General features: G+C 41.2%; 27 protein-coding genes and 1 pseudogene. 24 read left to right on the top strand and 4 right to left on the bottom strand.

The window, feature by feature from the left end:
* The first annotated feature begins 433 nt into the window (after nucleotides 1–433).
* The 4 genes from CDC37_RS15885 (at nucleotide 434) to CDC37_RS15870 (ending at nucleotide 5,052) form a co-directional block, all read left to right on the top strand.
* On the top strand, nucleotides 434–1,594 hold the full coding sequence (locus CDC37_RS15885) for a GNAT family N-acetyltransferase (RefSeq protein WP_096623050.1): 1,161 nt from the start codon (nucleotides 434–436) through the stop codon (nucleotides 1,592–1,594).
* Nucleotides 1,595–1,690: 96 nt separating this feature from the next.
* Nucleotides 1,691–2,494, top strand: a complete 804-nt coding sequence (locus tag CDC37_RS15880; protein ID WP_096623048.1) for an Rpn family recombination-promoting nuclease/putative transposase — start codon at nucleotides 1,691–1,693, stop codon at nucleotides 2,492–2,494.
* A gap of 215 nt (nucleotides 2,495–2,709) precedes the next feature.
* Nucleotides 2,710–4,320, top strand: coding sequence for a peptide ligase PGM1-related protein (locus tag CDC37_RS15875; protein WP_096623046.1), 1,611 nt, complete (start codon nucleotides 2,710–2,712; stop codon nucleotides 4,318–4,320).
* 27 nt (nucleotides 4,321–4,347) lie between these two features.
* On the top strand, nucleotides 4,348–5,052 hold the full coding sequence (locus CDC37_RS15870) for a response regulator transcription factor (RefSeq protein ID WP_096623044.1): 705 nt from the start codon (nucleotides 4,348–4,350) through the stop codon (nucleotides 5,050–5,052).
* A 9-nt stretch (nucleotides 5,053–5,061) separates the two neighbouring features.
* On the opposite strand, the gene CDC37_RS15865 is transcribed toward CDC37_RS15870, so the two are convergent.
* A complete protein-coding gene (locus tag CDC37_RS15865; protein ID WP_231943084.1) occupies nucleotides 5,062–5,388 on the bottom strand; it encodes a hypothetical protein in 327 nt (108 codons plus the stop codon).
* An 868-nt stretch (nucleotides 5,389–6,256) separates the two neighbouring features.
* On the opposite strand from CDC37_RS15865, the gene mltA reads away from it, so the two are divergent.
* The 16 genes and pseudogenes from mltA to CDC37_RS15785 all read left to right on the top strand — a co-directional run bounded on the left by mltA (nucleotide 6,257) and on the right by CDC37_RS15785 (nucleotide 18,225).
* Nucleotides 6,257–7,519 (top strand): murein transglycosylase A, encoded by a 1,263-nt coding sequence (gene mltA / locus CDC37_RS15860; protein WP_096623042.1) that lies wholly within the window; start codon nucleotides 6,257–6,259, stop codon nucleotides 7,517–7,519.
* A 288-nt stretch (nucleotides 7,520–7,807) separates the two neighbouring features.
* Nucleotides 7,808–8,122 (top strand): glutaredoxin 3, encoded by a 315-nt coding sequence (gene grxC / locus CDC37_RS15855; protein WP_096623040.1) that lies wholly within the window; start codon nucleotides 7,808–7,810, stop codon nucleotides 8,120–8,122.
* 351 nt (nucleotides 8,123–8,473) lie between these two features.
* A complete protein-coding gene (locus CDC37_RS15850) occupies nucleotides 8,474–9,154 on the top strand; it encodes a Uma2 family endonuclease (RefSeq protein WP_096623038.1) in 681 nt (226 codons plus the stop codon).
* A 353-nt stretch (nucleotides 9,155–9,507) separates the two neighbouring features.
* Nucleotides 9,508–10,182 (top strand): HEAT repeat domain-containing protein, encoded by a 675-nt coding sequence (locus CDC37_RS15845; RefSeq protein WP_096623036.1) that lies wholly within the window; start codon nucleotides 9,508–9,510, stop codon nucleotides 10,180–10,182.
* Nucleotides 10,183–10,285: 103 nt separating this feature from the next.
* Nucleotides 10,286–11,137 (top strand): annotated as a pseudogene (locus tag CDC37_RS15840) (nitrogenase component 1); the annotation flags it as partial.
* Nucleotides 11,138–11,291: 154 nt separating this feature from the next.
* Nucleotides 11,292–12,611 carry a nitrogenase iron-molybdenum cofactor biosynthesis protein NifN gene (gene nifN / locus CDC37_RS15835; RefSeq protein WP_096623034.1) on the top strand — a complete coding sequence of 440 codons (1,320 nt, stop codon included), beginning with the start codon at nucleotides 11,292–11,294 and terminating at the stop codon, nucleotides 12,609–12,611.
* 545 nt (nucleotides 12,612–13,156) lie between these two features.
* Nucleotides 13,157–13,555 (top strand): nitrogen fixation protein NifX, encoded by a 399-nt coding sequence (nifX, locus tag CDC37_RS15830; RefSeq protein ID WP_096623032.1) that lies wholly within the window; start codon nucleotides 13,157–13,159, stop codon nucleotides 13,553–13,555.
* Nucleotides 13,556–13,841: 286 nt separating this feature from the next.
* Nucleotides 13,842–14,318: a NifX-associated nitrogen fixation protein gene (locus CDC37_RS15825; RefSeq protein ID WP_096623030.1), complete on the top strand. Its 477-nt coding sequence runs from the start codon at nucleotides 13,842–13,844 to the stop codon at nucleotides 14,316–14,318.
* Nucleotides 14,319–14,443: 125 nt separating this feature from the next.
* Nucleotides 14,444–14,653: a CCE_0567 family metalloprotein gene (locus tag CDC37_RS15820; RefSeq protein ID WP_096623028.1), complete on the top strand. Its 210-nt coding sequence runs from the start codon at nucleotides 14,444–14,446 to the stop codon at nucleotides 14,651–14,653.
* Complete coding sequence (gene nifW / locus CDC37_RS15815; protein ID WP_096623026.1) at nucleotides 14,653–14,988, top strand: nitrogenase-stabilizing/protective protein NifW; 336 nt, start codon at nucleotides 14,653–14,655, stop codon at nucleotides 14,986–14,988. Before CDC37_RS15820 ends, nifW begins: the two co-directional genes overlap by 1 nt.
* Nucleotides 14,981–15,772, top strand: coding sequence for a HesA/MoeB/ThiF family protein (locus tag CDC37_RS15810; RefSeq protein WP_096623024.1), 792 nt, complete (start codon nucleotides 14,981–14,983; stop codon nucleotides 15,770–15,772). Before nifW ends, CDC37_RS15810 begins: the two co-directional genes overlap by 8 nt.
* Before the next feature lie 23 nt (nucleotides 15,773–15,795).
* On the top strand, nucleotides 15,796–16,005 hold the full coding sequence (locus CDC37_RS15805) for a hypothetical protein (protein WP_096623022.1): 210 nt from the start codon (nucleotides 15,796–15,798) through the stop codon (nucleotides 16,003–16,005).
* Nucleotides 16,006–16,112: 107 nt separating this feature from the next.
* Nucleotides 16,113–16,484, top strand: a complete 372-nt coding sequence (locus tag CDC37_RS15800; RefSeq protein WP_096626295.1) for a HesB/IscA family protein — start codon at nucleotides 16,113–16,115, stop codon at nucleotides 16,482–16,484.
* Nucleotides 16,485–16,731: 247 nt separating this feature from the next.
* Nucleotides 16,732–17,031, top strand: a complete 300-nt coding sequence (locus CDC37_RS15795) for a 2Fe-2S iron-sulfur cluster-binding protein (RefSeq protein WP_096623020.1) — start codon at nucleotides 16,732–16,734, stop codon at nucleotides 17,029–17,031.
* A gap of 565 nt (nucleotides 17,032–17,596) precedes the next feature.
* Nucleotides 17,597–17,845: a UPF0175 family protein gene (locus CDC37_RS15790; protein ID WP_096623018.1), complete on the top strand. Its 249-nt coding sequence runs from the start codon at nucleotides 17,597–17,599 to the stop codon at nucleotides 17,843–17,845.
* Nucleotides 17,842–18,225 carry a DUF3368 domain-containing protein gene (locus CDC37_RS15785; RefSeq protein ID WP_231943083.1) on the top strand — a complete coding sequence of 128 codons (384 nt, stop codon included), beginning with the start codon at nucleotides 17,842–17,844 and terminating at the stop codon, nucleotides 18,223–18,225. The genes CDC37_RS15790 and CDC37_RS15785 overlap by 4 nt, the downstream gene beginning before the upstream one ends.
* 249 nt (nucleotides 18,226–18,474) lie before the next feature.
* On the opposite strand, the gene CDC37_RS15780 is transcribed toward CDC37_RS15785, so the two are convergent.
* Both CDC37_RS15780 and CDC37_RS25830 read right to left on the bottom strand, forming a co-directional pair.
* On the bottom strand, nucleotides 18,475–19,785 hold the full coding sequence (locus CDC37_RS15780; RefSeq protein ID WP_231943082.1) for a family 10 glycosylhydrolase: 1,311 nt from the start codon (nucleotides 19,783–19,785) through the stop codon (nucleotides 18,475–18,477).
* A gap of 468 nt (nucleotides 19,786–20,253) precedes the next feature.
* The gene (locus tag CDC37_RS25830) at nucleotides 20,254–20,328 is read right to left on the bottom strand and encodes a GNAT family N-acetyltransferase (RefSeq protein WP_197707082.1); all 75 of its coding nucleotides are present in this window, start codon (nucleotides 20,326–20,328) and stop codon (nucleotides 20,254–20,256) included.
* A 12-nt stretch (nucleotides 20,329–20,340) separates the two neighbouring features.
* Between CDC37_RS25830 and CDC37_RS25825 the strand changes: the two genes are divergently transcribed.
* The 4 genes from CDC37_RS25825 to CDC37_RS15755 all read left to right on the top strand — a co-directional run bounded on the left by CDC37_RS25825 (nucleotide 20,341) and on the right by CDC37_RS15755 (nucleotide 23,892).
* A complete protein-coding gene (locus CDC37_RS25825) occupies nucleotides 20,341–20,433 on the top strand; it encodes a type II toxin-antitoxin system HigB family toxin (protein WP_197707017.1) in 93 nt (30 codons plus the stop codon).
* Entirely contained in the window at nucleotides 20,417–20,818 is a 402-nt protein-coding gene (locus CDC37_RS15765) for a helix-turn-helix domain-containing protein (protein ID WP_096623016.1), read from the top strand. The genes CDC37_RS25825 and CDC37_RS15765 overlap by 17 nt, the downstream gene beginning before the upstream one ends.
* 303 nt (nucleotides 20,819–21,121) lie before the next feature.
* Nucleotides 21,122–21,361, top strand: a complete 240-nt coding sequence (locus CDC37_RS15760) for a DUF433 domain-containing protein (RefSeq protein ID WP_096623014.1) — start codon at nucleotides 21,122–21,124, stop codon at nucleotides 21,359–21,361.
* 215 nt (nucleotides 21,362–21,576) lie between these two features.
* Entirely contained in the window at nucleotides 21,577–23,892 is a 2,316-nt protein-coding gene (locus tag CDC37_RS15755; RefSeq protein WP_096623012.1) for a cation:proton antiporter domain-containing protein, read from the top strand.
* A 53-nt stretch (nucleotides 23,893–23,945) separates the two neighbouring features.
* Here the strand turns inward: CDC37_RS15755 and CDC37_RS15750 are convergent, their stop codons facing one another.
* The gene (locus CDC37_RS15750) at nucleotides 23,946–24,401 is read right to left on the bottom strand and encodes an SRPBCC family protein (RefSeq protein ID WP_096623010.1); all 456 of its coding nucleotides are present in this window, start codon (nucleotides 24,399–24,401) and stop codon (nucleotides 23,946–23,948) included.

Raw genomic sequence — 24,401 nt, 5'->3', positions numbered from 1 at the left:
TAGCAAAACTCTGATATTGCAAGAATTAAAGGGTATTTCTAGTCGCAAAAAGTGCTTTCCGAATAGGTATATAAGGCTCAAAAACCTGGTATTGGTAATTTTTGCAGCCAGTGAAAAGTGAAACTGGAATGGTTAAAGCTATTCCCTACTCCCTACTCCCTACCCTCACGAAAAAACTTTTTCCGCAGACCCTACTTATATTGAGATGAAACTGCATATAATTTTTTTGCGTGTAGTTGTGTAGCTTACTTTTTGCTCTCGTAGTGCGGAAACAGCTGGAACTCGGCAATCTCAGCAACTCATTAACATTGAAGATTATGAGATTGCTTCGTCATTCCTCCTCGCTTCGGACAACTTGTGATGTGCAACTTCAGATGAAAACAGTATTACACAATATTGTATCCTGTATTTTTTCACTCTGCTGTAAATTTCTATGGCCTTACCTGTCAAGCTTTATGATAGCAATCATATTGACGAATTCAATTTCAATAGAGATAATACCCAACATTCCCAATTGATTGCAGCCTATTTTATTCCCATGATGAAACTAGGCTCATTGCCGTTTATCCAGAATGTAAACACCCAATTATATTTACTCACTGCTGGAAATCTCACCCTTCCCGTTACAGTTAATGATTTAGAATTAGAAAACTGTTATGTTTGCTCACCCTACAACCACTATATTACCTATACCAAAGTAGAACTGACAAACCTGAAAAATCCATTTTTAGAAACAACCATTGCCCACATACTCGACCTTCTCGGAATATTTGCCGCTCAAGCACAAATCAATCGAGTGGTCATCGTAAATAACTTACTTTTATCCACGAATTTATATCCCCCCATCTCAACACAGGAAATTCAAGCCATTACCACATTTCTTTGCCAAAAATTCCCGAACCACGCCATCATGTTTCGTTCGATTAATACATTTGTGGACAACGAACTAATGCATGGATTCCAAACCAATAATTACCATTTAATCGGTAGTCGGCAAATTTACCTCTTCAATCCTGCGGACAAATCCTTACGACGTAGTAAAATGCGATCGCGTCTCAAACAGGATACCCAATTAATTCATAAACATGGATATACAGTTTTAGATAAATCAGCAATTACTGCTGAAGATATCCCTCGAATTGTAGAATTATATAATCTGCTTTATTTAGAAAAATATTCATACCATAATCCCCAGTTTACCGTGGAATTTATCAAATTAACCCTACAAAACCCCGCTTGGTGTTTTCAAATCCTCAAAAAAGACCACCGCATCGATGGAGTAATCGGTTATTACCACGTGAATAACATGATGACTACACCTATTCTTGGTTATGACACCCAATTACCCCAGGAAATCGGATTATATCGAATGCTGTCAGCACTTCTGACGAATACAGCCAAAACTGAAAAAATGATTCTGCATCAAAGTTCCGGTGCAGCATCCTTTAAAAGATTACGAGGATTCCTTCCCAATATAGAGTATAGTGCGGTTTATATTTCCCATCTCCCTTGGTGGCGAAAAATTATTTGGCTGATTTTAAAATTATTAGTGAATAAACTGGCTATTCCCTTGATGCAAAAATATAAATTATAAGCAGGTAGATGGGAGTAAGGAGACTGGTTTGATATTTCATTGTCCCTATGATAACCTGAAAGACTATCAAAACTCTGCGTTGAAATAATCACCTTTGTGAAAACAGATAGCATCTTTTACCGTCTCTTTCAAGAATTTCCCAGCATCTTCTTTGAACTAATTGGTTATTCTCCCGAAATCGCCAGTGAATATCAATTTTCATCAGTCGAAATCAAGCAAACAGCATTCCGTATTGATGGTGTATTTATTCCCCAAAGTCAAGAACAGCCAATTTATTTTGTCGAAGTTCAGTTTCAAGAGGATTTGGGAATATACTCACGCCTATTTACAGAAATAAATTTATACTTGCGACAAAATAAACCTGAAAATGATTGGTTCGCTTTCGTTATTTACCCAAGTCGAAATATTGACACTGCATCAACCATCCATTACCGCGAATCCTTTGCCTCTGGAAGAATTACCATCATTTATCTAGATGAGCTAGGGGAAGTTGCATCCCTACCCATTGGTGTTGCTACGATTAAATTAATCATCGAAAATCAAAATCGGGCAATTGAGTCAGCCAGGGAATTGATTACTAGAACCAATCAGGAAGTTGAGACAGGACAACAACAGCAACAATTGTTACAAATAATTGAAACGATATTGGTTTATAAGTTTCCCACTATGGAGATTGAGGAGATACAAGAAATGTTTGGATTAAGCGAGTTAAAGCAAACAAGATTTTATCAACAAGCATTCGCAGAAGGAGAGCAGAAAGGAAGACAGGAAGGAAGACAGGAAGGAAAGTTACTTGCTGTACCACCAATGTTAGCTGCTGGGTTGACGATCGAGCAGATAGCGGAGGCTTTGGAGTTAAGCGTGGATGATGTGAGAAAAGCTGCACAACAGTCTGAGTAAACAAAAGGATATGAGCGATCGCTTTCTTCAGCCTGCAATCATAATCCACGTTTCAAATCGGTATCACACACATGCGATCGCTTATTTCCCATAAATTTTCTCTAAACACTTTTTCCTGAAAATCCGACAGTGTTACATATTCGTAATATCCCGTAAATATCTCAATAGTTGAGATATACAGGAATTATCAGGGGTTCAACGATAGGGGATCAATCATGCAAATTTTAGATCACGGGATTACCCATCTCAATACTAGCGATCGCTTTCACCAACTACAGTTAATGTTACGCGATCGCTGGCGTACCATTGACATGTTTGATCATAGCGATGCTGATATTTTAGTTGTCCCCTCCCTCAGCCTTGATCAACGGGAAATTGAAAAAGTTGAAGGTTTTGAACATTACGAAGAACGATTATTATTCTCCCTCATTCGCCTCCGCAATCCCCGTACCCGATTAATCTACGTCACCTCCAAACCCCTTCACCCTAGTATTATTGATTACTACCTGCAACTGTTATCCGGTATCCCCTTTTCCCACGCTCGTAACCGTTTATTACTACTTTCCACCTACGATGCATCCCCCAAACCCCTGACGGAAAAAATCCTCGAACGTCCGCGACTTATAGAACGTATCCGCCAAGCTCTTCGCTTAGAAAAGTCCTTCATGGCTTGCTACAATGCCACCCAGTTGGAGGCTGAACTCTCAGTAAAATTAGGTATACCATTGTATGCAGCATCACCCGAATTGCAAATTTGGGGAACCAAAAGTGGTAGTCGGCAAATATTTGCAGAAGCTGGTGTACCCCATCCCGATGGTAGTAAACTTGTTTGGAATGTAGATGATTTAGCAGTTGCAGCAGCAGAATTATGGGAACGTCAACCTAGCTTGCAAAGAATGGTAGTCAAGCTGAATGAAGGAATTTCTGGAGAAGGAAATGCACTATTAGACCTGCGACCAATTGCTGACTATGCACCCCATAGGGTATCCCAAATAGGAACCATTGCAGCCATCCATAAATCCTTCCCAGAAATGCGATTTCAAGCTCACCAAGAAACCTGGCAAAATTTCGGTAGTAGAATCCCCGAACTTGGTGCAATTGTCGAAGCTTTCGTAGAAGGAGAAATCAAGCGCTCCCCCAGTGTCCAGGGTCGTATCACCCCCAGTGGAGAAGTGGAAATATTATCCACCCACGACCAGATTCTCGGTGGTCCCGACGGACAAATCTATTTAGGTTGTCGCTTCCCTGCTGACGAATCCTATCGCTTACAGTTACAGGAATTAGGCATTAAAATCGGTAACAACCTGGCTGAAAAGGGTGCATTAGAACGCTATGGAGTTGATTTTATTACCGTTGACAAAGGTAACGGGGAGTGGGATATCCAAGCAATTGAAATCAACCTTCGCAAAGGAGGAACAACCCATCCGTTTATGACTTTAAAGTTGTTAACCAATGGGAGTTATGATTTAAAAACGGGTTTATTTTTGAGTCAACATGGGTGTCCCAAATATTATATTGCCACCGATAACTTGCAAAATCGTAAATATTGCGGTTTGTTACCCAATGATTTAATGGATATTATTGCCCACCATCGTCTCCATTTTAATTCCGGAGCCGAAACCGGAAGTGTATTTCATTTAATGGGGTGTCTATCGCAGTTCGGTAAATTAGGTTTAACCAGTATTGGTGATACACCAGAACAAGCTCAAGAAATTTACGACCGAGTTCAAGAGGTTTTAGATATAGAAAGTTGTAATCCCCCCGATGAATTTACAGCTTTTTCTGAATATGTTTACTCTGTTGATTGGATGGGTTGTAGTTTATAGATACCAGGAATTATTCTGTATTCTCCAATGGACATACTAATTATTGAAGACGAACCGGAAATCGCTGGATTAATTCAACGCAACCTGGAAAAAGAAGGTTTTACCTGTAGAATTGCCAAAGATGGGAATCAAGGCTTGCAGGAATTTGACCACCAACCCCCCGATTTAATTATTCTGGATTTGCTGATTCCCGGAATCGATGGTTTAGAAGTTTGTGCCCGAATTCGTCAGCAACCGGGAAACAAAGACCCCTATATCCTCATGTTGACAGCGCGGGGGGAAGAAATCGACCGGGTAATTGGTTTATCAACGGGTGCTGACGATTATATGGTCAAACCCTTCAGTCCCCGGGAATTAGTAGCTCGTGTTCGGGCTTTATTGCGTCGGAGTATGCGTCAAACGGCACGGTTACCCCACATTTACCATACTCCCCATTTTACCATTGATATGGAAAAACGTACCGCCACCAGGCAAGATGGAGAAAACCAGGTGGAAGCATTAGATTTAACGGCTTTAGAATTTGAATTACTCAGTACCTTTATTGGTCATCCTGGTCGAGTATGGAACCGCAGCCAATTAATTGATAAGTTGTGGGGAGATAACTTTTTTGGGGATGAAAGGGTTGTGGATACCCATATTGCCAGGTTACGTAAGAAGATCGAATTTGATTCAGCCAACCCACAGTTTATTAAAACAGTCATTGGGGTTGGCTATCGGTTTGAAGATGGTTAAGCGACTTTTTCATTCTTTGTCACCACCACTGACATTAAAATCCTTTGCAGAAACACCTAAAACAGCCAATCCACCAGAGGTGATATAGCGACACAATTGCACCAGAACGGATTGCTCCCCACCAAATGTGTTAGGAGAAAAGGCAACAAATCCAGTAAAGGATAAAACTATGCCAATAACAGTTGTTTTCCAGTTACTACAAATCGCTTTTTTTGTTCCTTCCATTGCGGGAGAATGGTGTTGATGGTGAGGGGATGATGTCTGAACTGTATTTACTGGAGAATTATCGGTTGTGTCTCCAGAGGAAACAGAGGAATTCATATTTGTATTCGACATATTAAATAACTCCAAAAATGTGCCTGAACAAGAATATGTTGGATTTGAGATTTGAGATTTGAGATTAATCTTCGATCGATCTGCACCACGTGTGTCTATGGATTCTGGTTCAATACGGTTCAGTTAGAATGGAAAGCCCTGAATTGCGTATTATTATTGGGTTACATTGCAGAAGGTGAATCATATCGCTTTGATTTGATTCGTTACGCCGTAATCTAACCTACAATTCTTTTTATAATAACTGTATGGGTTTATCAGAAAATGTAAACCGTATTGAATCCGGGATAATATATGAACAATGAAAGTGGTGATGCCAGCCTAATTTATTATATTTATCTTGATGAAAAAACTTGACAGCAAAAATTAGTGTAATTTGTAATTTGTAATAGCCTACGGCAAGCCGCTACGCGTCTACGTAATAGCCTGCGGCAACGCTTCGCGTACGTAATTTGTCATACTCGCTACGCGGGAAGCAAGTTATGTAATTTGTAATTTGTCATAGCTTACGGTCAGGCTGTGCCTATGTAATTTGTAATTAAAAAGGTTTTGATTCCCCTTTAAATAAGTATTCCTGTTTTCGTAGGGGTTAAATCCCTATCTCAAACAGAATTATGAGTATAGATACAGGTTCTTTGCTGTGGGCTATTATAAATTACGAATTATTCATGATTGAACGCTGTTATCTATTTAACCAACCCCACTCATCGCTATTCCGGATAAGTTCTCTGATTTTCTCCAATCTTGTATTTTGTACCATTACACAGTCAACAATCAAAAGCATGCCACATACTTAGGTGATAAAATCAAATTCAGGTAAATCTCAAATCTATAATCAATAATTAATCCCCTAACAATCCCTTGCGATTCCATGTTCTGGAAACAACAAGTAGCAATTTTTTCGGCAATCATCCTGGGTATACCCGTATTTATCACAGTCTACCTGCTGCAATTACCATCCCTGGGACACTTGAAACTAGCTGCACCGGAGTGTCGGTTACAAAAATGGCGTTTACCAACCAACTCAACTTCAACTACCCCATCCGTCCTCATACCCCGTCCTGCAATTACTTTTTGTTCCCAAGATCAATCCTGTTTGGATACCCAATTATGGGGGGATTCCCAAACACCGGGAGACAAAACGGCATTAATTCAATCGATTGATCGCAGTTTGACCTACCTCAATACCCCAAGGGCTGAAACTGCCTACAAAAATTATCCCATCTCCGGAATTACTCTCCCACGCACCATCAAATCCTTACAAAGATTTCGGCAATTAGTGCAAATCAGCCGTTCTCCCCAGGAACTCAACTCCTATATTGCCCAAGAATTCCAACTATATCAATCAATAGGTAGCGATCGCAACGGGTCAGTTTTATTCACAGCCTACTACGAACCTGTTTATCAAGCTAGTCGTACACCCACCCCCGAATATAAATATCCTATCTACCGTCGTCCCCCCGACTTGGAAAAATGGCCCCGTCCTCACCCCACTCGCATCGAATTAGAAGGTGCAGATGGACTACAAGCTTCTCGCAGCAAACTACGTGGTTTGGAAATATTTTGGTTTCGCGATCGCATGGAGCCAATTTTAATCCAAATTCAAGGTTCAGCGAAGTTAAAACTCACCGATGGGAGGGAAACCCATGTGGGCTATGCTGGTAATACTCGCCACAATTATCAAAGCATTGGTCGAGCTTTGGCGGATGATGGAGTCATACCCCTAGAAGAGGTGACAATGCCCGCGATTTTGGAACATTTTCGCCGCAAACCCCAGGATTTAAACGTTTATATTCCCCGTGACCCCAGTTTTGTCTTTTTCCAAGAAAATCCAGGTATACCAGCAACCGGCTCCATCGGTGTACAATTAACCGCAGACCGTTCGATTGCCACTGATAAATCTTTAATGCCACCTGGTGGATTAGCTTTGATTCGCGGCTATATCCCCGTCATTACCCCAGGGGGAAAACTGCAATCCCAGGTAATCAGTCGATTTGTCCTCGACCAAGATACCGGAGGAGCAATCAAAACCCCCGGTCGAGTCGATTACTTCGTCGGTACTGGCAAAGTCGCTGGAGACCGAGCCGGAATTACTAAAGGTAGAGGACAATTATTTTATCTGTTTTTAAAGTAGATGGTAATCGGATTTTGGATTACTTTTCCTAGGCGTATAGGATGTTCGTAGACTAGTACAAGTTGGCGGAAATATCCAGACCATTTATCTAGTGACTATGCTCTGCGTAGCCATCCAGTGCGTGAGGGCTACCGCCTTCATTCACCCACCCTTGAGTTCCCACGCGGAGCATGGGAGCTAGGGAAATAGCTTAGAAAGCTCTTATTATACAAGAGTTCGATTTCCATTATATCTTTCCTATTCTTTTTCTTTTTCTCTTGCAATTAGTATAATTATTTACCATTAGCCATGTTTGATGTTCTTAATTCCCTTTTAGGTCGTCACCCAGAACAGATCAAAGCAAACGTAGAAATTTATACTTGGCAAACCTGTCCCTACTGTATTCGGGCAAAAATGTTACTGTGGTGGAAAGGTGTTAAATTTACTGAATATAAAATTGATGGAGACGAAACTGCAAGGGCAAAAATGGCGGAGAGAGCTAATGGTCGGCGCACAGTTCCCCAAATTTTTATTAATCAAAAACACATTGGTGGATGTGATGATATTTACGCTTTAGATACCAAGGGTCAACTCGATCCCCTTTTGCAGCAAGCTCCTATATGACTTTCTTGAGAATTAGGGAGTAGGGAGTAGGAATGAGTTCGGCAATAAAAAGAGCTTTTACTTGTCTCCTCGTGCGGAAAACCTAAGTGTTCCCAAGCAGCGAGTAGGAATGAGTTCGGCAATAAAAAGAGCTTTTACTTGGGAAGAGTAGTTATACCGTTTTACTTTGAAGTTGATACCTGACGGAGAGCTTTCGGGAACAGGGGAGAAAAGAAATGAATGCTTGTACTATGAACCAGGCAAAGTTTTTGTGGTGGCTACTCCCTATTTCCAACTCCCTACTTACCATAATTTACGAATTAGTCTAAAATAAATGGTGTATGTTAGGTTGGCCTTTTTCTAACCAAATTCATGACTATAGCTCCGGAATTAGAGACTGTTCAAGGGATTCAGGAAGATGTTATTCTACTGCCAACGGACTTATTGAGTGATGAACCTCCCTTGGAAACCGAACTGCATCTACGACAAATTATCTTGCTGTTGGAATGCTTAGAATGGCTGTGGCGAGACCGAAATGACTTTTATGTTGCGGCGAATTTAAGTATTTACTATAGTACTCATAAAATTAAAAATCGTGACTTTTGTGGGCCGGATTTTTTTGTGGTATTAAATACGGAACGCAAGGTTAGGAAAAGTTGGATAGTTTGGGAGGAAGATGGAAAATATCCCCATGTAGTTGTGGAAATTCTGTCTGATTTTACTGCGAGTGTGGATCGGGAAGGGAAAAAACAACTTTATCAAGATATCTTTCGTGTCCATGATTATTTCTGGTTTGACCCCTATAGTTTGGAGTTTGCGGGTTTTCATTTAGTTGATGGTAAATATCAACCCCTGGAACCCCATTCTCAAGGTCATCTCTGGAGTCACCAGTTAGGGTTATATATTGGTATTCATCAAGGCTTACTGCGATTTTTTACCCCGGATGGGGAGTTAGTTCCGACACCAGAAGAAACAGCTATTCAGGAATGCGATCGCGCCAATAGATTAGCTGCAAAATTACGGGAATTAAGCATCGACCCGAATAATATTTAATTAATTATATATTGGAAGATATCGTTAAGAAATACCTTTTACTACATACCTGGATATATTTCCCTTTTGCTGTGTTGACGGTTAACAGGTGACATTTAAACATTAACCATCTCCAATCAAAGGCTTAATTATTGGCTTTGCAAAGTATATCTCAAAAATTTACCAATTTATCTGCTCAAGAATTCTATTTACCACAGCACTTACGGTATTCTTTCAATAGATGCGGGATGTGTTCCATATCAAACCTTAATTTATCGCTCTGATGTGACTAATATCTGCCTTCAAATCACGATCATAATTTTCCACACACCAGCTAACTTTAATTAAATAACTAAAAAGACGATAGTAAATTTATGAGTCAACAACCAATTGAACAAATTGAAATTTCCTTAAGAGCATCCGAATTGAACTTACGTAAAAACGCTCTAGACGAATTAGGAAAATTTTCGGCAGACGTGGCAATTCCGGTTTTGCAAAGATTATCCCAAGAACCGGACTTTGCTCTCCGTCGTTTAGCAGTAATGGGATTAGGTAATCATCGGACAAACGAGTCTTTTCAGGCTTTGCAACGAATTATCGAAAAAGACGAAGATGCCAACGTATTAGCGGAAGCAGCTAATTCGATTTTTGAATTCGGAGAGCAAGCAATTCCCGTATTATCTGGATTATTCAAGCGATCGCAAAATTGGTTAGTACGACAGACCGTGATTTCCCTACTGGTGGAAACTACCAGTTACGCGGATTTATTAGAAATCGCCAAAATTGCCATTACCGATCCAACCCAGACAGTCAAAGAAGCAGGAATTTTAGCACTAGGTCAAATCCTGAAATCTCCCCTACAACAACAAGCTCTAGAGATTCTCACCCAACTTAGTTATAGTCCAGATTGGCGTACCCGTTGGCGAGTTGCGATCGCTCTTCAACATAGTCAAGCACCCCAAGCCAAACAACTGATCTCCCAGTTACAACAGGACGAGCATTATCGCGTGGTTGCTGCTGCTTTGGAAGTCGCAACTGGAAATAATTAGGTCAAACCCACATCCTGTGAACACAGCCAAACAGGAAAATAATAGAGACGTAGCATTGCTACGTCTCCACTGTGCCAAAAACATTTTGTGTTGTTGTCAACGCTCCGGTGAACCGGAATATACAACACCCTACGACATTAACCTGATTGGAGAATACAATATTGCCGGGGAAATGTGGAGCGTTCTCCCCCTGTTTCAAAAGCTGGGAATTCGAGTTCTCTCGAAAATTACGGGTGATGCTCGCTACCGGGAAATCACCTACGCTCACCGAGCTAAACTTAACGTGATGATTTGCTCGAAAGCCTTAATCAATGTGGGACGCAAGATGGAAGAAAAGTACGGCATTCCCTACATCGAAGAGTCTTTCTATGGTGTAAACGACATGAATCGTTGTTTACGTAATATTGCGGCTAAACTAGGTGATGCAGACTTACAAGCACGCACAGAAGCCTTAATTGCCGAGGAAACCAGTAAACTGAACTTTGCCCTTGCACCCTACCGCACCCGTCTCAAGGGGAAAAAAGTTGTAATTTATACGGGTGGTGTCAAAAGTTGGTCGGTGGTCTCTGCGGCAAAGGATTTAGGTATGGAAGTAGTAGCCACTAGTACAAAAAAAAGTACGGAGGAAGACAAAGCCAGAATTAAAGAATTACTAGGGAAAGAAGGGATTATGCTAGAAAAGGGTAATCCCCAGGAAATATTACGAGTGATTAATGAAACCAAGGCTGACATGTTGATTGCCGGGGGACGCAACCAATACACAGCCCTAAAAGCAAGAATTCCCTTTTTAGACGTTAACCAAGAACGTCACCACACCTACGCTGGTTATGCAGGGATGTTAGAAATGGCACGGGAATTAGATGAAGCTTTATATAGTCCCGTTTGGGAACAGATTCGTCAACCCGCACCCTGGGAACAAGAAATTGAACCCTGGGAATTGGAATTAGCATCTTAGGATTTTGGATTTTGGATATCCCCCTACTCCCTGTACAGACGACCCGTCGGGTCGTCTCTACTCCCTATTCCCTATTCCCGACTCCCTACTCCCTGTACAGACGACCCGTCGGGTCGTCTCTACTCCCTATTCCCTACTCCCTCAAATAAACACAATGGCTATAGTAGTAAATCCCAATAAACCCGTAGTAGTTAATCCCCTCAAGCTGAGTCAACCTTTGGGTGCGACTTTGGCTTTTTTAGGTTTGAAGGGTGTAATTCCCTTGTTACATGGTTCCCAGGGTTGTACAGCCTTTGCGAAGGTAATTTTAGTGCGACATTTTCGAGAAGTGATTCCCTTGTCAACTACAGCGATGACCGAGGTGACGACAATTCTCGGTGGTGAGGAAAATATTGAAACGGCGATTTTGACCCTTGTAGAAAAAGTCAAACCGGAAATTATTGGTTTGTGTACCACGGGTTTAACGGAAACTCGTGGGGATGATATGGAGGGTATTCTCAAGGATTTTCGCAAAAAACATCCAGAGTTGGCCTATTTACCAATTATTTTGGTTTCCGCTCCTGATTTTAAAGGTTCACTGCAAGATGGGTTTGCTGCTGCTGTGGAAGCAATAGTGAAACAAATGCCTGTTTATGGTGAAACAATTCCGAATCAGGTGACGATTTTAGCTGGTGCAGCTTTTACTCCGGGGGATGTGCAGCATATCAAGGAAATTGTCCGGGATTTCGGTTTAAATCCGATTGTGGTTCCAGATTTATCCACATCGATGGATGGTCATCTGGGAGATGATTGGAGTCCGATTACCGTGGGGGGAACTACCACTGAAGAATTACGACAGATTGGACGTTCTGCATTTGCGATCGCACTTGGTGAAAGTATGCGGGGTGCAGCATCGATTTTGGAGGAACGGTTTAATATCCCCTTTGAGGTGTTTCATGAGTTAACGGGTTTACACCCAGTTGATGAGTTTATGCAAGCATTATCAGACCTGAGTGGTGTCAGTGTCCCCCACAAATATCGCCATCAACGTCGTCAACTCCAGGATGCAATGTTAGACACGCACTTTTATTTTGGACGAAAACGTATATCGTTAGCATTAGAGCCAGATTTGTTGTGGTCTACGGTGTTATTTTTACAGTCAATGGGGGCAGAAATTCACACAGCCGTCACAACCACGCGATCGCCGCTTTTAGAACATCTACCAGTTGAAAAGGTGGTCATTGGTGATTACGAAGATTTTAGCAATTTTGCCCAAGGTTCGGATTTGTTAATCGGTAATTCCCATGCAGCACCAATTTCCCGCAGTCTAGGTATTCCCCTATTCCGTCAAGGAATTCCTATTTTTGACCGTCTGGGAAATGGTCAAGCTTGCAAAGTCGGCTATCGCGGGACGATGGAAATTTTATTTGAAATCGGTAACACTTTGCTGGAAACAGAAGAAGGTAAGGCTAGGGATTTAAATTATGAAATGTAAATATGTAATTTGTAATACCCGCTACGCGGGAAGCGAGCTACGTAATAGCCTACGGCAAGCTGCTACGCGTCTACGTAATGCTCTCTGTAATTCACAAAGCTAAATTTAGCAGTGATTTTGTAGATTCTATTGCCTAATTTTAGAGAATTGAGATTACATGCGAGATTATAATTCTCTTGTTGGAGAGCAGATACAATCTGCCAAGTTATTTCTCAGTGCGGTAAAATTAGTTCTTTTCAATTTGGAAACCTGAATTTTCTAGCTATTCTAATTATTCAATAGATGATTTGTAGATGCCAAATAATATCACTTCAAAGCTGGCTTGCAGATAACTCAATCATACCATGCCATCCTCTAAAATTAGCTGATAAATTGAAATGTTTTACATGAGAAATTAGGCAATGATTAATTGATTAACCGCATATATATTTTATTTTTTATATTCAGGATTGAAAGATTATGAATAATTATCATCCTTATATGTCTATCTCTCCTGTCTTCTATCTACCGTCTCTAACCTATTCTTTTACCCACAAGGAAAATCCATGAAAATCGGCTTTACGACTAGTGACCAAAAACATATCAATGCTCACTTTGGCTGGGCAAAAATGATAGATATTTACGAAGTTTCGGAAGACGGTTATGAGTTTTTAGAAACCCGTAAGTTTGAAGGAGATTTACGACAAGATGGTAACGAGGATAAAATCCAACCAAAGTTAGAAGCGTTAGAGGATTGTACAATTGTTTATGTTACAGCAATTGGTGGAACAGCCGCAGCAAAATTAATTAAAAAAGGAGTGACACCAGTTAAAGCTAAATCTGAATCGGATGAAATTAATGTTGTCCTTGAAAGATTAGTGCAGACCTTAAAAGGAAGTCCCCCACCTTGGTTGCGTAAAGCCTTACAAAAAGGTAAAAGCTTTAGCGAAGAACTAGAGGAATAAGTCGGGTTTTTATCACCTAATCATCATTATTTGCGATTACGGGTATTTCTCTAATCTTCGATAAGTTTTCTCACAGATTCGCGTGTCTACAAAACTCGACTTCTTCATTGGGGTATTCATGTTGATGTAACAAACTATTGGTTAGTCTGAAGCTAAAATTCGCATCAATTATATAACTACTTGTTTAGGGATAACAGTTAATTGTCATCCATCAAAAGTAGTGAATATACAAATAAAAATGCGCAACCTCTGACCAACTGAATATCAAAATCAGTCAAGATTCCATATGAGTGACAAAAACACTAGCAAAAGTGAAGTATCTGCGGAAGTATTAACATCTCCCTTTCTCCAAGCAATCATCAAACAGATTCGTGGACAAGATACCTACGGAACCTATCGTCAGTGGTCCGATGATTTACTCTTAAAGCCGTTTATTGTCACCAAGCAGAAAAAACGGGAGATACCTGTAGACGGTGAAATTGATCCGATGACAGTATCACGCATCATGATATTTTATCGTGCGATCGCAGGGTGTATTGAAGCGGAAACTGGGTTATTGTCTCAAGTTGTGGTAGACCTGGGACACGAAGGGTTTGGATGGGCTTTAGTTTTTTCGGGACGGTTATTATTAGTCACTAAAACATTGCGAGATGCACACAGATTTGGATTTGATTCCCTCGAAAAACTCGCTGAGGAAGGTGAGAAATTAATCGCCAAAGGTATTGAATTAGCCCAAAAATACCCCGAAGTTGGGAAACTTTGAATATGAGAATACAGGAGGGAGATACGAATAAAAATACTTCTGATTTCCTATTCTCTAGTACAGATAACCCGACGGGTCATCTCTAACCTCTCTTCCTACTCCCTATTCCCCACTCCCTACTTACTATGTCCGAAGCAGTCACAATTGAAGAGTTAAAAATGCAAATCAAACGCCTTAATAGTAAGGCTGGTCAAATGAAAATGGATTTGCATGATTTAGCAGAAGGTTTACCAACTAATTATCAACAATTAATGGATGTTGCTGCCCAAACCTATGCAATTTTTCACCAACTTGATGAATTAAAGCAGCAATTAAAACGCATGGAGCAAAAATAATGAGTGCTAGCTTAGATGAATTTAAGCAGTTGGTCGATGCGGAGGAATTTTTCCAGTTTTTTAATCTTCCTTATGACCCGAAAATTGTTAATGTTAATCGCTTACATATTCTCAAGAAATTTTCTTTATATATTCAAGAAATTGATGCCAATCAACCGGGTCTGAGTAGCGCGGAAAAGCTCAGTCAATATTGTCAAGCACTACAAAATGCCTATGCAACTTTTGTGGATTCAAATGCTCAAGAACAAAAGTTATTTAAGGTATTTAATCAAAAGCCAAAAAATGTAGTCACCCTGACAGAAATTACATCGGATTCGGAGGTAGAAAGTGATTGAGCTTACGCCGACCGATTTAGAACGTTACCGTCGCCAAATTACCTTACCCAACTTTGGTGAATTGGCACAGAAACGGCTCAAGTCAGCAAAGGTTCTAGTGACGGGGGTAGGAGGTTTAGGTGGTACAGCTGCCCTATATCTTGCAGTCGCAGGAGTAGGACGGTTAATCCTCGTTAGGGGTGGTGATTTGCGGATGGATGACATGAATCGTCAGATTTTAATGACTGATGATTGGGTCGGAAAACCGCGTGTATTTAAAGCCCAAGAAACACTACAAAGGATTAATCCTGATATTGAAGTGGAAGCGGTTTTTGATTACATCACCCCAGAAAATGTGGATTCACTCGTTCAGTCAGCAGATATGGCTCTGGACTGCGCTCACAATTTCACCGAGCGAAATCTTTTGAACGAAGCTTGTGTAAAATGGCGCAAACCAATGGTGGAAGCAGCTATGGACGGGATGGAAGCTTATCTGACCACCATTATTCCCGGAGTCACACCATGTTTATCTTGCTTGTTTCCGGAAAAACCGGATTGGGATAGGCGTGCATTTTCCGTTTTAGGTGCTGTTTCTGGGACTCTAGCTTGTTTGACTGCTCTCGAAGCCATCAAACTAATTACCGGATTTAGTCAACCATTGTTATCCCAATTGTTAACAATTGACCTCAATCGGATGGAGTTTGCCAAACGTCGTTCCTACCGCGATCGCGCTTGTCCTGTTTGCGGTAATACTGCACCTTGGCGTTATTCCCAGTCTTCACCGATGGAGTCGGCAAATAAGTAAGGAGACAGAATACAGAATTAATTATGCTTATTTTGGCAATAATTTTGCTAATTTTAGCATTATTTTGTGCATCTATTGCTTACAATTCCACTATGGAATTTATGCAGATTACCAGCATTGTGATGGCATTGGGTTGCTTAGGATTAAGTGTTTTGTTTTCCCCTGTACCAATGGAAATTGCCATTTTAATTACACTGTCTATTGTCATACCCAAAAGTTCTCATCTTCTGTGAAAAATAATTGACTTTGTTGATGATTGATTTCCATCACTTCAGCAAATTATCAATACATTGACAAAATCGTCAATCAACCATTAACTAACAACCAATCCGGAGGATTAATGACTGTTACATTAACAGAAAAAGCTGAATTTCGTTTACGCGAATTATTGCTTGGTTCCAACCCGAAAACCAGCAAACCCACCAAGGGAATTCGTCTTTCCGCGAAAGGTGGTGGTTGTAATGGTTATGAATATGGGATGGAAGTAACTTCTGCACCGAAACCCGATGACATGGTAATTGAACAGGGTCAAGTGCAGATTTATGTTGATGCCAATAGCATTACTCTCTTGGAGGGAATGGTCATCGATTTTGTGGAAGGTGTGATGGAAAGTGGCTTTAAATTCACTAATCCCAATGCTAAAGATACTTGCAGCTGCGGTAAATCTTTCAGTGCTGGTGACTGTACTCCCCAGGGAACTCCCTGTAAATAACTGAACTGAAAATCAATACAATACCATTTGGGATTTTGTGGAAATTTGGGGAAGAGAAGTTACCAGGAAAATTTTCTTTCCGGTAAACTTCGGGGGAGATTTATTCTTCCATCCAACTTTACCAAGATGGATTTTAGATTTTGGTTTGTGAAGTATTTGCTGTATCAGCTTTTCACATTTCCATCTATCGCAATCATTTTTCCAATTGGTATAAATTTACATACAACTACTTTGAGGAGAACACATAATGGCTAGTTACCAAGTAAGACTTATTAACCAAAAAGAAGGTTTAGATTCAGTCATCGAAGTTGATGAAGATGCCACTATTCTTGATGCAGCAGAAGAAAATGGCATTGAATTACCCTTCTCTTGTCATTCCGGTTCTTGCTCCAGCTGTGTAGGTAAAGTAGTTGAAGGTGAAATTGACGATAGCGACCAGATTTTTTTAGATGACGAGCAACGGTCTAAAGGTTTTGCTTTGCTGTGCGTCACCTATCCCCGTTCTAATTGCACCATTAAAACCCACCAAGAACCTTATCTGGTTTAGTTTTCGCACGGTCATATATTCCCTTTTAGTTTGTTGACCCTTGACAGGTGACAGTTAACCTTTAAGGATTAACCACATCTACACGAAAAGCTCACTTTTTGACCGTGTAAAGTATAGCTTACAGATGGCTTTTGATTGATTACAAATTAATTTGCATCCCTGATTTTGAGTAATTGGGGATGTTTTTTTGGGAAAATATCGGTAAGTGTTACATTTGCTTTCAAGGCGATCGCATTTAGGTTGAAGGGAGGGATTAAATTTATTGAAAGGAGAACTTAGTGATACTTTTTTTGAAGCACTTCCAGAAGAGAAACTCCAGCAATGGGAATGAAAAGCCTTACCCCCGTACAGACGGGATATATCGCGTCTCGGAAGTACAGACGACCCGACGGGTCGTCTGTACTCCCTGATCTGAACGACAATTTTCACCACCCACCTACTTATCATTCCACATCAAGATTTTTGAACATGGGAGAGTGATATTTATGAAGGTAATACCCCAAAGTTGTCTGTCGAAAAATTTTTTAGGTTACTCTAGAAATGTAGTCGGTAAGGTCGCTCTCCTATGAGTGTCGTCATCTCAGATGAAATCCTGCAAGCCTCTCAACTTACACCAAGTGAGTTTCGCCAGGAAATTGCTATATACCTGTTTCAAACGGGTCGTTTAACCCTTGGTTACGCTAGCCGTTTGGCAGATATGCCACTTAATGCTTTTCGTCAACTTCTAAAGCAGCGCCAAGTAGCATTGTACTCCTATGACGTTGAAGATTTTGAGTTGGATTTGAAAAATTTACGGGAACTGGGGCGATTGTGATTGTTATTAGTGACACATCCGCAATCACGAATTTGGCATCAATAAACAAGCTAGCTCTCTTGCCTCTTCTCTATCAGCAGGTCATCATTCCAGAAGCAGTATATCGTGAACTTGTAGACATTGAGCCACCCGTACCGGGAAGTGCTGAAGTTCAAGCAGCTAGTTGGCTAGAAGTTAAATTAATTACTAATCGTGAAGTTGTTGAACGCCTTCAAACTGAGGTGAGATTAGATCCCGGAGAGTCTGAGGCAATCGCGCTGGTTTTGGAACTTGGAGCCGATTTACTACTCATTGACGAGCGTCGCGGCAGAGCAGAAGCTGACCGTTTGGGTATCAAAATTACTGGGCTACTAGGCATTTTAGTTGAGGCAAAACGTTAGCTGAGGGTAAGATTCATCCTGATGCAACATGTTTGGCGAAAATGCGATGGTAGTCAAGCTTTGGTGAGACTTGCAATAGGTATCCTTAATTGACCCACTGAAGATGCTATACTCCTGTATATATTGAGGCGGAGCCTCCCAAATCCCATCCCCACGCAGAGTGTGGGGACGAGGATGAGCCTCCCAAATCCCATCCCCACGCAGAGGATGGGGATGAAGATGGTCAGGTCTCCTATATCCTGTATTCTATTAGAGTACAGATTGCGCTCTGGCTCGTAGTGCTGGTCGAGAAAAGACGGCTTGTAAGCCAGATTGTCGTTCCTCTGCAACTTCTGGACCTACATTCCACAGGCTTTCAAAGTAGAAAAAGGCTACACCTAAGCCACTTTGTTGAGCAGCTCTTACCTGGGATTGGATTTGACTAATCGGTACACGTTTGGTACGTAATCCTGCCATAATGCCAATTCCTGTGGGGATGATTTGCTTGGATTCGAGGACTTCTGGACGGGTAATTTTGCTGCTAAAGGCTGTTAAATCGTCACGATAAACCTGCATGACCAATTCATCGACTATTCCCAATCGCACCCAGTTCAACCAATCCTGTAGTTGTAGTTTGTAGGCAAAGTCGTAATAATTGGGTGATACGGAGAAAATTGCGTTGGGTTTGCGAGCTTTGACTGCTTGATTGAGTTGTACCATGAAAGCGGTAATTTTATCTGCTCGCCATTTTGTCCATGCTTGGTCTTTGGGGTTTGCAGGGGGAGGATTACCTGTTTCTTGGGTATATAAATTGGTGGTGTAACGGTCGTAACCAAATTGGTAGGGTAAACTCATGTGGTCATCGAATTGGATACCGTCAACGTCGTATTTGGTGACCATTTCCAAGATGAGGTTGGTAATAAACTGTTGCACTTCTGGGTGGAAGGGATTTAACCAAGCAACTTCCCCAGCAGCACTGATAGATGTACGAGAACCATCTCGTTTTTGCGTTAACCATTGGGGATGATTTAGGGCTAATTCCGATGTTTCCGGAGCCATAAATCCAAATTCAAACCAGGGTATAGCTAATAAACCTTGACGGTGCGATCGCGCAATTACCTCCGCGAGGATATCCTGTCCTTCGGTTCCCCGAAATACAAATGGTTGAATCTGGTGTCTTTGAGCAACCTCACTGGGATACATCACATATCCAGAGTTCCACACCACCGGGTAAATTGTATTAAAATTGAGTTGTTTTAATTTGCTTAAAGCATTTTCCAACCGATTGCGATCGCGCAATACTCCTAAGTCATTATTGGTAATCCAAACCCCACGAATTTCCTGTTGGGGTAGTCTCCGTACTGGTGCTGTTGGTGGGGTGGGAGGAACTGGTTGAGGTTGAGGTTGAGGTTGGGGTTGAGGTCGAGGTTGGGGGGGTGGATAATTGGGTAACGGCTGGGGATTGGGTGGTGGTAAAACCGACGGATTGGGAAAAATCGGAATTGATTGGGCTGATACTGGTATGATTTGATGCCCAAACATCGCCGTCACTAGGGACAATACAAATAGCAGGGGTAACACCCGCTTTGATACGTACTTCCAAGCCAAACCAGGGTTTATACTGAAATTAGATTTAGAACCACCAAAAATCAACTTGGATCGGAAGTTGAATGTGGAGGCGAACCACCTACGCCAGAGTGTTACTTTGTATTTAAGTTTACTCGCCATTATCCTTGTTTTTACTACCTAGGTCGGATTAAGAACAATTTAGCTGTGTCCAATCATTAGTTGTTTAAATATCCAGCATTGACAGGGTTAAATGCAATCTGGCATCAAACGATTACAGTAGGATAGCTGACGTATGAAGTATACAAAGTGTGCCCATCTCTGATTTTAGCTTACCGATTGGGGTTGACGCAGCATGGGGAAAATTGGCGGTGATGTACCCACTTGAATCTGGTCAAGCAGTTCAAATCCATGTCGTTCGTAGAAAGGAATATTCTCCGGTTTAGATGATTCCAGGTAAGCACTGAAGCGATCGCGATCGCATTATTGCTGGAGAATGTGCTGCATTAATCGCGAACCATACCCTTTTCTATGTTCCTTGGGGTCTACACCAATCATGGCTAAATACCAATGGATTATGACAAACAGTTAATTTATATCAAGTATGTTTTGACTCATGCTGAATATGATAAGGAGTATTGGAAAGATGACCCTTATTTTTAATCAAGATAAATATCAAGAACTATTAGTAAAATATCAACCAAAAATTATCAGAACGGAAGCTGAAAACGACGGAGCTTTAGAAATTGTCGAGATGTTGATGCATCAGAAACAACGCTCACCCGAAGAAGATGAACTATACGATTTACTAATTACTCTCATTGAAAAATTTGAATGGGAATATTATTGTACCCATGAAAATTCTAGTCTCTATTCCATGTTACTTTTTCTCATGGAGCAAAGAAATATTCAGCAGTCTGATTTAGTAGGTATAATTGGTTCTAAAGGTGTTGTTTCCGAAGTTGTCAACGGTAAGCGGGAAATTAGTAAAGCCCAAGCAAAGGCTTTAGGAGCTTTTTTTCAAGTCGATCCAGGTCTTTTTATCTAATTTATCTAATGTGATGGATTGTCTTGACATACCCTAATACCCTAAATCGATAAAACCTTTGCGAGCAATTACAGCAATCCGAGCAGGTGGTAATTGAAACTGTCCATAACAATTGGTAATTTCCACTTGAAAACCGATTTGCTGTAATTTTTCAGCTAATTTCGTTGGATTAAATAAACGTTGATGATGGACTTCCTCACTGCGTCGATAAAGGTCAAGTAATATCAGACTCCCTGAATTAATTTAGATGAATTTTATTCGGCGATCGCTGAGATTAAATCTATGAAAAAAGGTAATTAAATCATGTTAGGTTTTGACCGCATTACATTTGACCCTCGTATTATGGCTGGACAAGCTTGTATTCGGGGAATGCGAGTTCCAGTTTCATTGATTTTGAATTTAGTTGCAAATGGTAAAACTGTGGCTGAAATTATCGAGGATTACCCGTATTTAGAACCAGAAGATATTCAACAATCATTGATGTATGCTGCATGGTTAGCTCGCGAGCAGGTTTACCCGATAGTTGGTGAGAAAGCTGGATGAAATTTTTAGCAGATACGGGAATCTCACCTCGTACCGTCAATTGGCTCAAACCTGTGGGTGATTTGAGGTAGATTTAGCGATAGGGGCAATTATTTCTGTGGGCGATCGCGATTTTCGAGTTAGGCAATTACCAATATTTTAGCCCGCAATACACCATCAAAGCGTAAAAGTTTGTATGCTGAGACTAATACGTCTTCATACTTCTTTAAAAACCTGTGCAGGAAGATTTTCGCTTAATACTCGATCTAGTTTCAGTTTTGGCTGTAGCTGCGGTTGGTGGTCTGTTTGCCGCGTTGTTGCGTCAACCGGTGTTGCTTGGCTATTTAATCGGTGGGATGATTGTCGGTCCTGCGGGGCTAGGATTAATTAAGGAATTAATTCAGGTGGAAACCTTAGCCCAGTTTGGAGTAGCATTTTTACTGTTTGCCTTGGGGGTAGAATTTTCCCTAGGGGAGCTACAAAAAGTGAAAGCGATCGCACTGGGTGGGGGAGGTTTACAAATTATCCTCACGATTACCGTCACTGCTTTAGTATCTCTGGCGGTGGGGTGGGTGACAAATCCTGCCCAGGGAGTATTTTTAGGTGGTATTTTATCTTTATCTTCGACTGCGGTGGTTCTCAAGTCGTTGATGGAGAGTAATGAAACCGAAACCCCCCACGGACAGGTTTTACTGGGTATTTTGGTGGTGCAGGATTTGGCGTTAGGATTAATGTTGGCAGTTTTACCAGCATTAGACCAACCCCCAGAATTAATCGGTATAGCTGTCCTCAAGGCTTTGGGGTGGTTGGGTTTATTTGCCGCAGGAGCAATTATTGCCGGGATGTGGTTAATTCCACCCTTATTGCGGTTATTAGCGAGGACGGAAAGCCGAGAATTGTTTTTATTGGGTGTGGTAGCCTTATGTTTGGGAATTGCTCTAATTACGGAGGAATTGGGTCTTTCGATTGAAATGGGGGCTTTTGTTGCGGGGTTAATGATTTCGGAGGTAGAATACGCTGACCAAACCCTTTCCTATGTGGAACCACTACGGGATATTTTTGCCAGTTTATTTTTTGCCTCCATTGGGATGTTAATTGACCCGGTGTTTCTCTGGAACAATCTGGAGTTAATTCTCGGTTTGGTAGCGATAGTATTTATTGGTAAATTTTTAATTGTCACCCCTCTAGTTAAGTTATTTCGCTATCCCCTGAAAACAGCTTTAATTGCAGGCTTGGGATTAGCCCAAATCGGGGAATTTTCCTTTGTTTTAGCCAGTGAAGGACAAGCACTGGGTTTGGTTTCCCGACGGGTATATTTACTGATTTTAGGTACAACAGCTGTCACCTTGGTAATTACCCCTTTTGTCCTCCGTCTTCTCCCCCTGATGTTTGATTGGTTGGAATCCATTCCCTGGTTTCAACCCTATTTAACTGGAGGAGGAAAACCCTTAGATATCGCCGACGAAATACCTTTTAAAGACCATATTATCGTCTGTGGCTATGGAAGGGTTGGTAAAAATCTCGTGAAATTACTCCAACAAAACGAAATTCCCGTTATTGTAATAGACCAATCCGAAAGTCGGATTCAACAATTACGGGATGCAGGTATCCCCTATGTATACGGGAATTGTGTCAGCTTTCATGTATTAGAAACAGCCTGCGTCAGTACCGCCAAGGCTATGGCTCTAGCTCTACCAGACCCCGCCAGCACCAGATTATCATTAAAACGGGCTTTAGAACTTTCCCCCGATATTAATATCGTCGTCCGTGCGATCGATGATCGCAATATTGAGGCATTATACCAATTAGGCGCAAGGGAAGTTGTCCAACCAGAGTTTGAAGCTAGTATCGAAATGGCAACCTACCTCCTCACCGATGCAGGATTACGAGTTGGTCGGGTACGACGGGAAATGCAACAAATTCGCGATCGCCATTACCTCGATTTACGTCCAGAGGAAAGCGAGTCGGAAGTTGCGAATTATCTGCAAAGAGTCACCCAGGATTTAAATAAGCGTTGGTATGATTTACCACCCCAATCACCCTTAATTGGTATGACCCTAGAGGAAGCGGATATTCGTTATTTAACCGGGGTCAGTTTAATGGCTATTCGTCGCGCAAATGGCAAAGAAATCGATTATCCCGATATCAAAACCAAACTGGAGGAGGGTGATAAATTATTAGTAGTCGGTTCTTCTGAAGAATTTGCCGCTTTAGAGGAATTTGCCAAGGGACAAGCAGCAGTTCCGGGAAGTGCTTGTCAGTGGGTAGAAATTAGTCCTGATGCGATGATTTTGGGGAAAACTATTGAGGATTTAGATTTACGAAAAAAGTTTGGTGTCCAAATTCAAGCGATGCGTCGTGATAGCAAATTTATCCGTTTTCCCGAACCCACTATTGATTTACAACCCCGTGACCAAGTGCTGCTTTGCGGTAATCTTCCTGCACTCCAACAGGTGGAACAGATGCTAGTTAGTAATAATGTTGATTTCCATATACCTGTTTTTGAAGGGGAAAAACCTGATTATCCCACCATTGATGATTTGCGTAGTTAAACTCATTGTAGACGTAGCATTGCTACGTCTCTACAGGTTGCTAATTTGTTATTCTATTCTTGTTGTTGTAATTCTTCTGCTACCAGTTTCAAACGTTGTAATTGTGCTTCCATATCTGCTTTTGTTAACTTTTGCGCAAAGGTTTCAAATCCCCATTTCACGATTGGGTTAGGAATGGTAAATTCAAATCGGTTGACTAATTGTGTACCCTTCAGTTGTGGTTGACATTCCCAGGTGTCCCGTCCGTGAAAAAAGCCGGTAAATTCCCATACAACTAACCCTGGTTTCCTCTCTACGACTTTACTATGCAATGTTGGTTGTAATAGGGGTATTTGAATAATAAATTCGCTTTCTCCGCCAATTTCTGTATTCCATTCACCTATTGGTTGACAGCGTAAGGCTGGATTTAGCCAGCGATGCATTAGGGTTTGATTGGTAATGCAGCGTTCGACTATGGTTGCACTGGCATTAATTTTGACCGATTGCTCAAAGATTTTATTGCCGCTCAT

Origin of the sequence: Calothrix sp. NIES-3974 (assembly GCF_002368395.1) — a bacterium.
In the GTDB taxonomy this organism is placed as follows: Bacteria; Cyanobacteriota; Cyanobacteriia; order Cyanobacteriales; family Nostocaceae; genus NIES-3974.
Note: the sequence above shows the minus strand (reverse complement) of the source record. Positions and strands in the feature narration are given on the sequence as shown.

Coding starts and splice junctions, on each gene's coding strand:
- CDC37_RS15760 (WP_096623014.1), top strand. CDS start 21,122: ATGTTAGGTTTTGACCGCATTACATTTGACCCTCGTATTATGGCTGGA.
- CDC37_RS15885 (WP_096623050.1), top strand. CDS start 434: ATGGCCTTACCTGTCAAGCTTTATGATAGCAATCATATTGACGAATTC.
- nifX (WP_096623032.1), top strand. CDS start 13,157: ATGAAAATCGGCTTTACGACTAGTGACCAAAAACATATCAATGCTCAC.
- CDC37_RS15765 (WP_096623016.1), top strand. CDS start 20,417: ATGACCCTTATTTTTAATCAAGATAAATATCAAGAACTATTAGTAAAA.
- mltA (WP_096623042.1), top strand. CDS start 6,257: ATGTTCTGGAAACAACAAGTAGCAATTTTTTCGGCAATCATCCTGGGT.
- CDC37_RS15795 (WP_096623020.1), top strand. CDS start 16,732: ATGGCTAGTTACCAAGTAAGACTTATTAACCAAAAAGAAGGTTTAGAT.
- CDC37_RS15790 (WP_096623018.1), top strand. CDS start 17,597: ATGAGTGTCGTCATCTCAGATGAAATCCTGCAAGCCTCTCAACTTACA.
- CDC37_RS15805 (WP_096623022.1), top strand. CDS start 15,796: ATGCTTATTTTGGCAATAATTTTGCTAATTTTAGCATTATTTTGTGCA.
- CDC37_RS15845 (WP_096623036.1), top strand. CDS start 9,508: ATGAGTCAACAACCAATTGAACAAATTGAAATTTCCTTAAGAGCATCC.
- nifN (WP_096623034.1), top strand. CDS start 11,292: ATGGCTATAGTAGTAAATCCCAATAAACCCGTAGTAGTTAATCCCCTC.
- CDC37_RS15800 (WP_096626295.1), top strand. CDS start 16,113: ATGACTGTTACATTAACAGAAAAAGCTGAATTTCGTTTACGCGAATTA.
- nifW (WP_096623026.1), top strand. CDS start 14,653: ATGAGTGCTAGCTTAGATGAATTTAAGCAGTTGGTCGATGCGGAGGAA.
- CDC37_RS25825 (WP_197707017.1), top strand. CDS start 20,341: ATGGATTATGACAAACAGTTAATTTATATCAAGTATGTTTTGACTCAT.
- grxC (WP_096623040.1), top strand. CDS start 7,808: ATGTTTGATGTTCTTAATTCCCTTTTAGGTCGTCACCCAGAACAGATC.
- CDC37_RS15875 (WP_096623046.1), top strand. CDS start 2,710: ATGCAAATTTTAGATCACGGGATTACCCATCTCAATACTAGCGATCGC.
- CDC37_RS15850 (WP_096623038.1), top strand. CDS start 8,474: ATGACTATAGCTCCGGAATTAGAGACTGTTCAAGGGATTCAGGAAGAT.
- CDC37_RS15820 (WP_096623028.1), top strand. CDS start 14,444: ATGTCCGAAGCAGTCACAATTGAAGAGTTAAAAATGCAAATCAAACGC.
- CDC37_RS15870 (WP_096623044.1), top strand. CDS start 4,348: ATGGACATACTAATTATTGAAGACGAACCGGAAATCGCTGGATTAATT.
- CDC37_RS15825 (WP_096623030.1), top strand. CDS start 13,842: ATGAGTGACAAAAACACTAGCAAAAGTGAAGTATCTGCGGAAGTATTA.
- CDC37_RS15750 (WP_096623010.1), bottom strand. CDS start 24,401: ATGAGCGGCAATAAAATCTTTGAGCAATCGGTCAAAATTAATGCCAGT.
- CDC37_RS15865 (WP_231943084.1), bottom strand. CDS start 5,388: ATGTCGAATACAAATATGAATTCCTCTGTTTCCTCTGGAGACACAACC.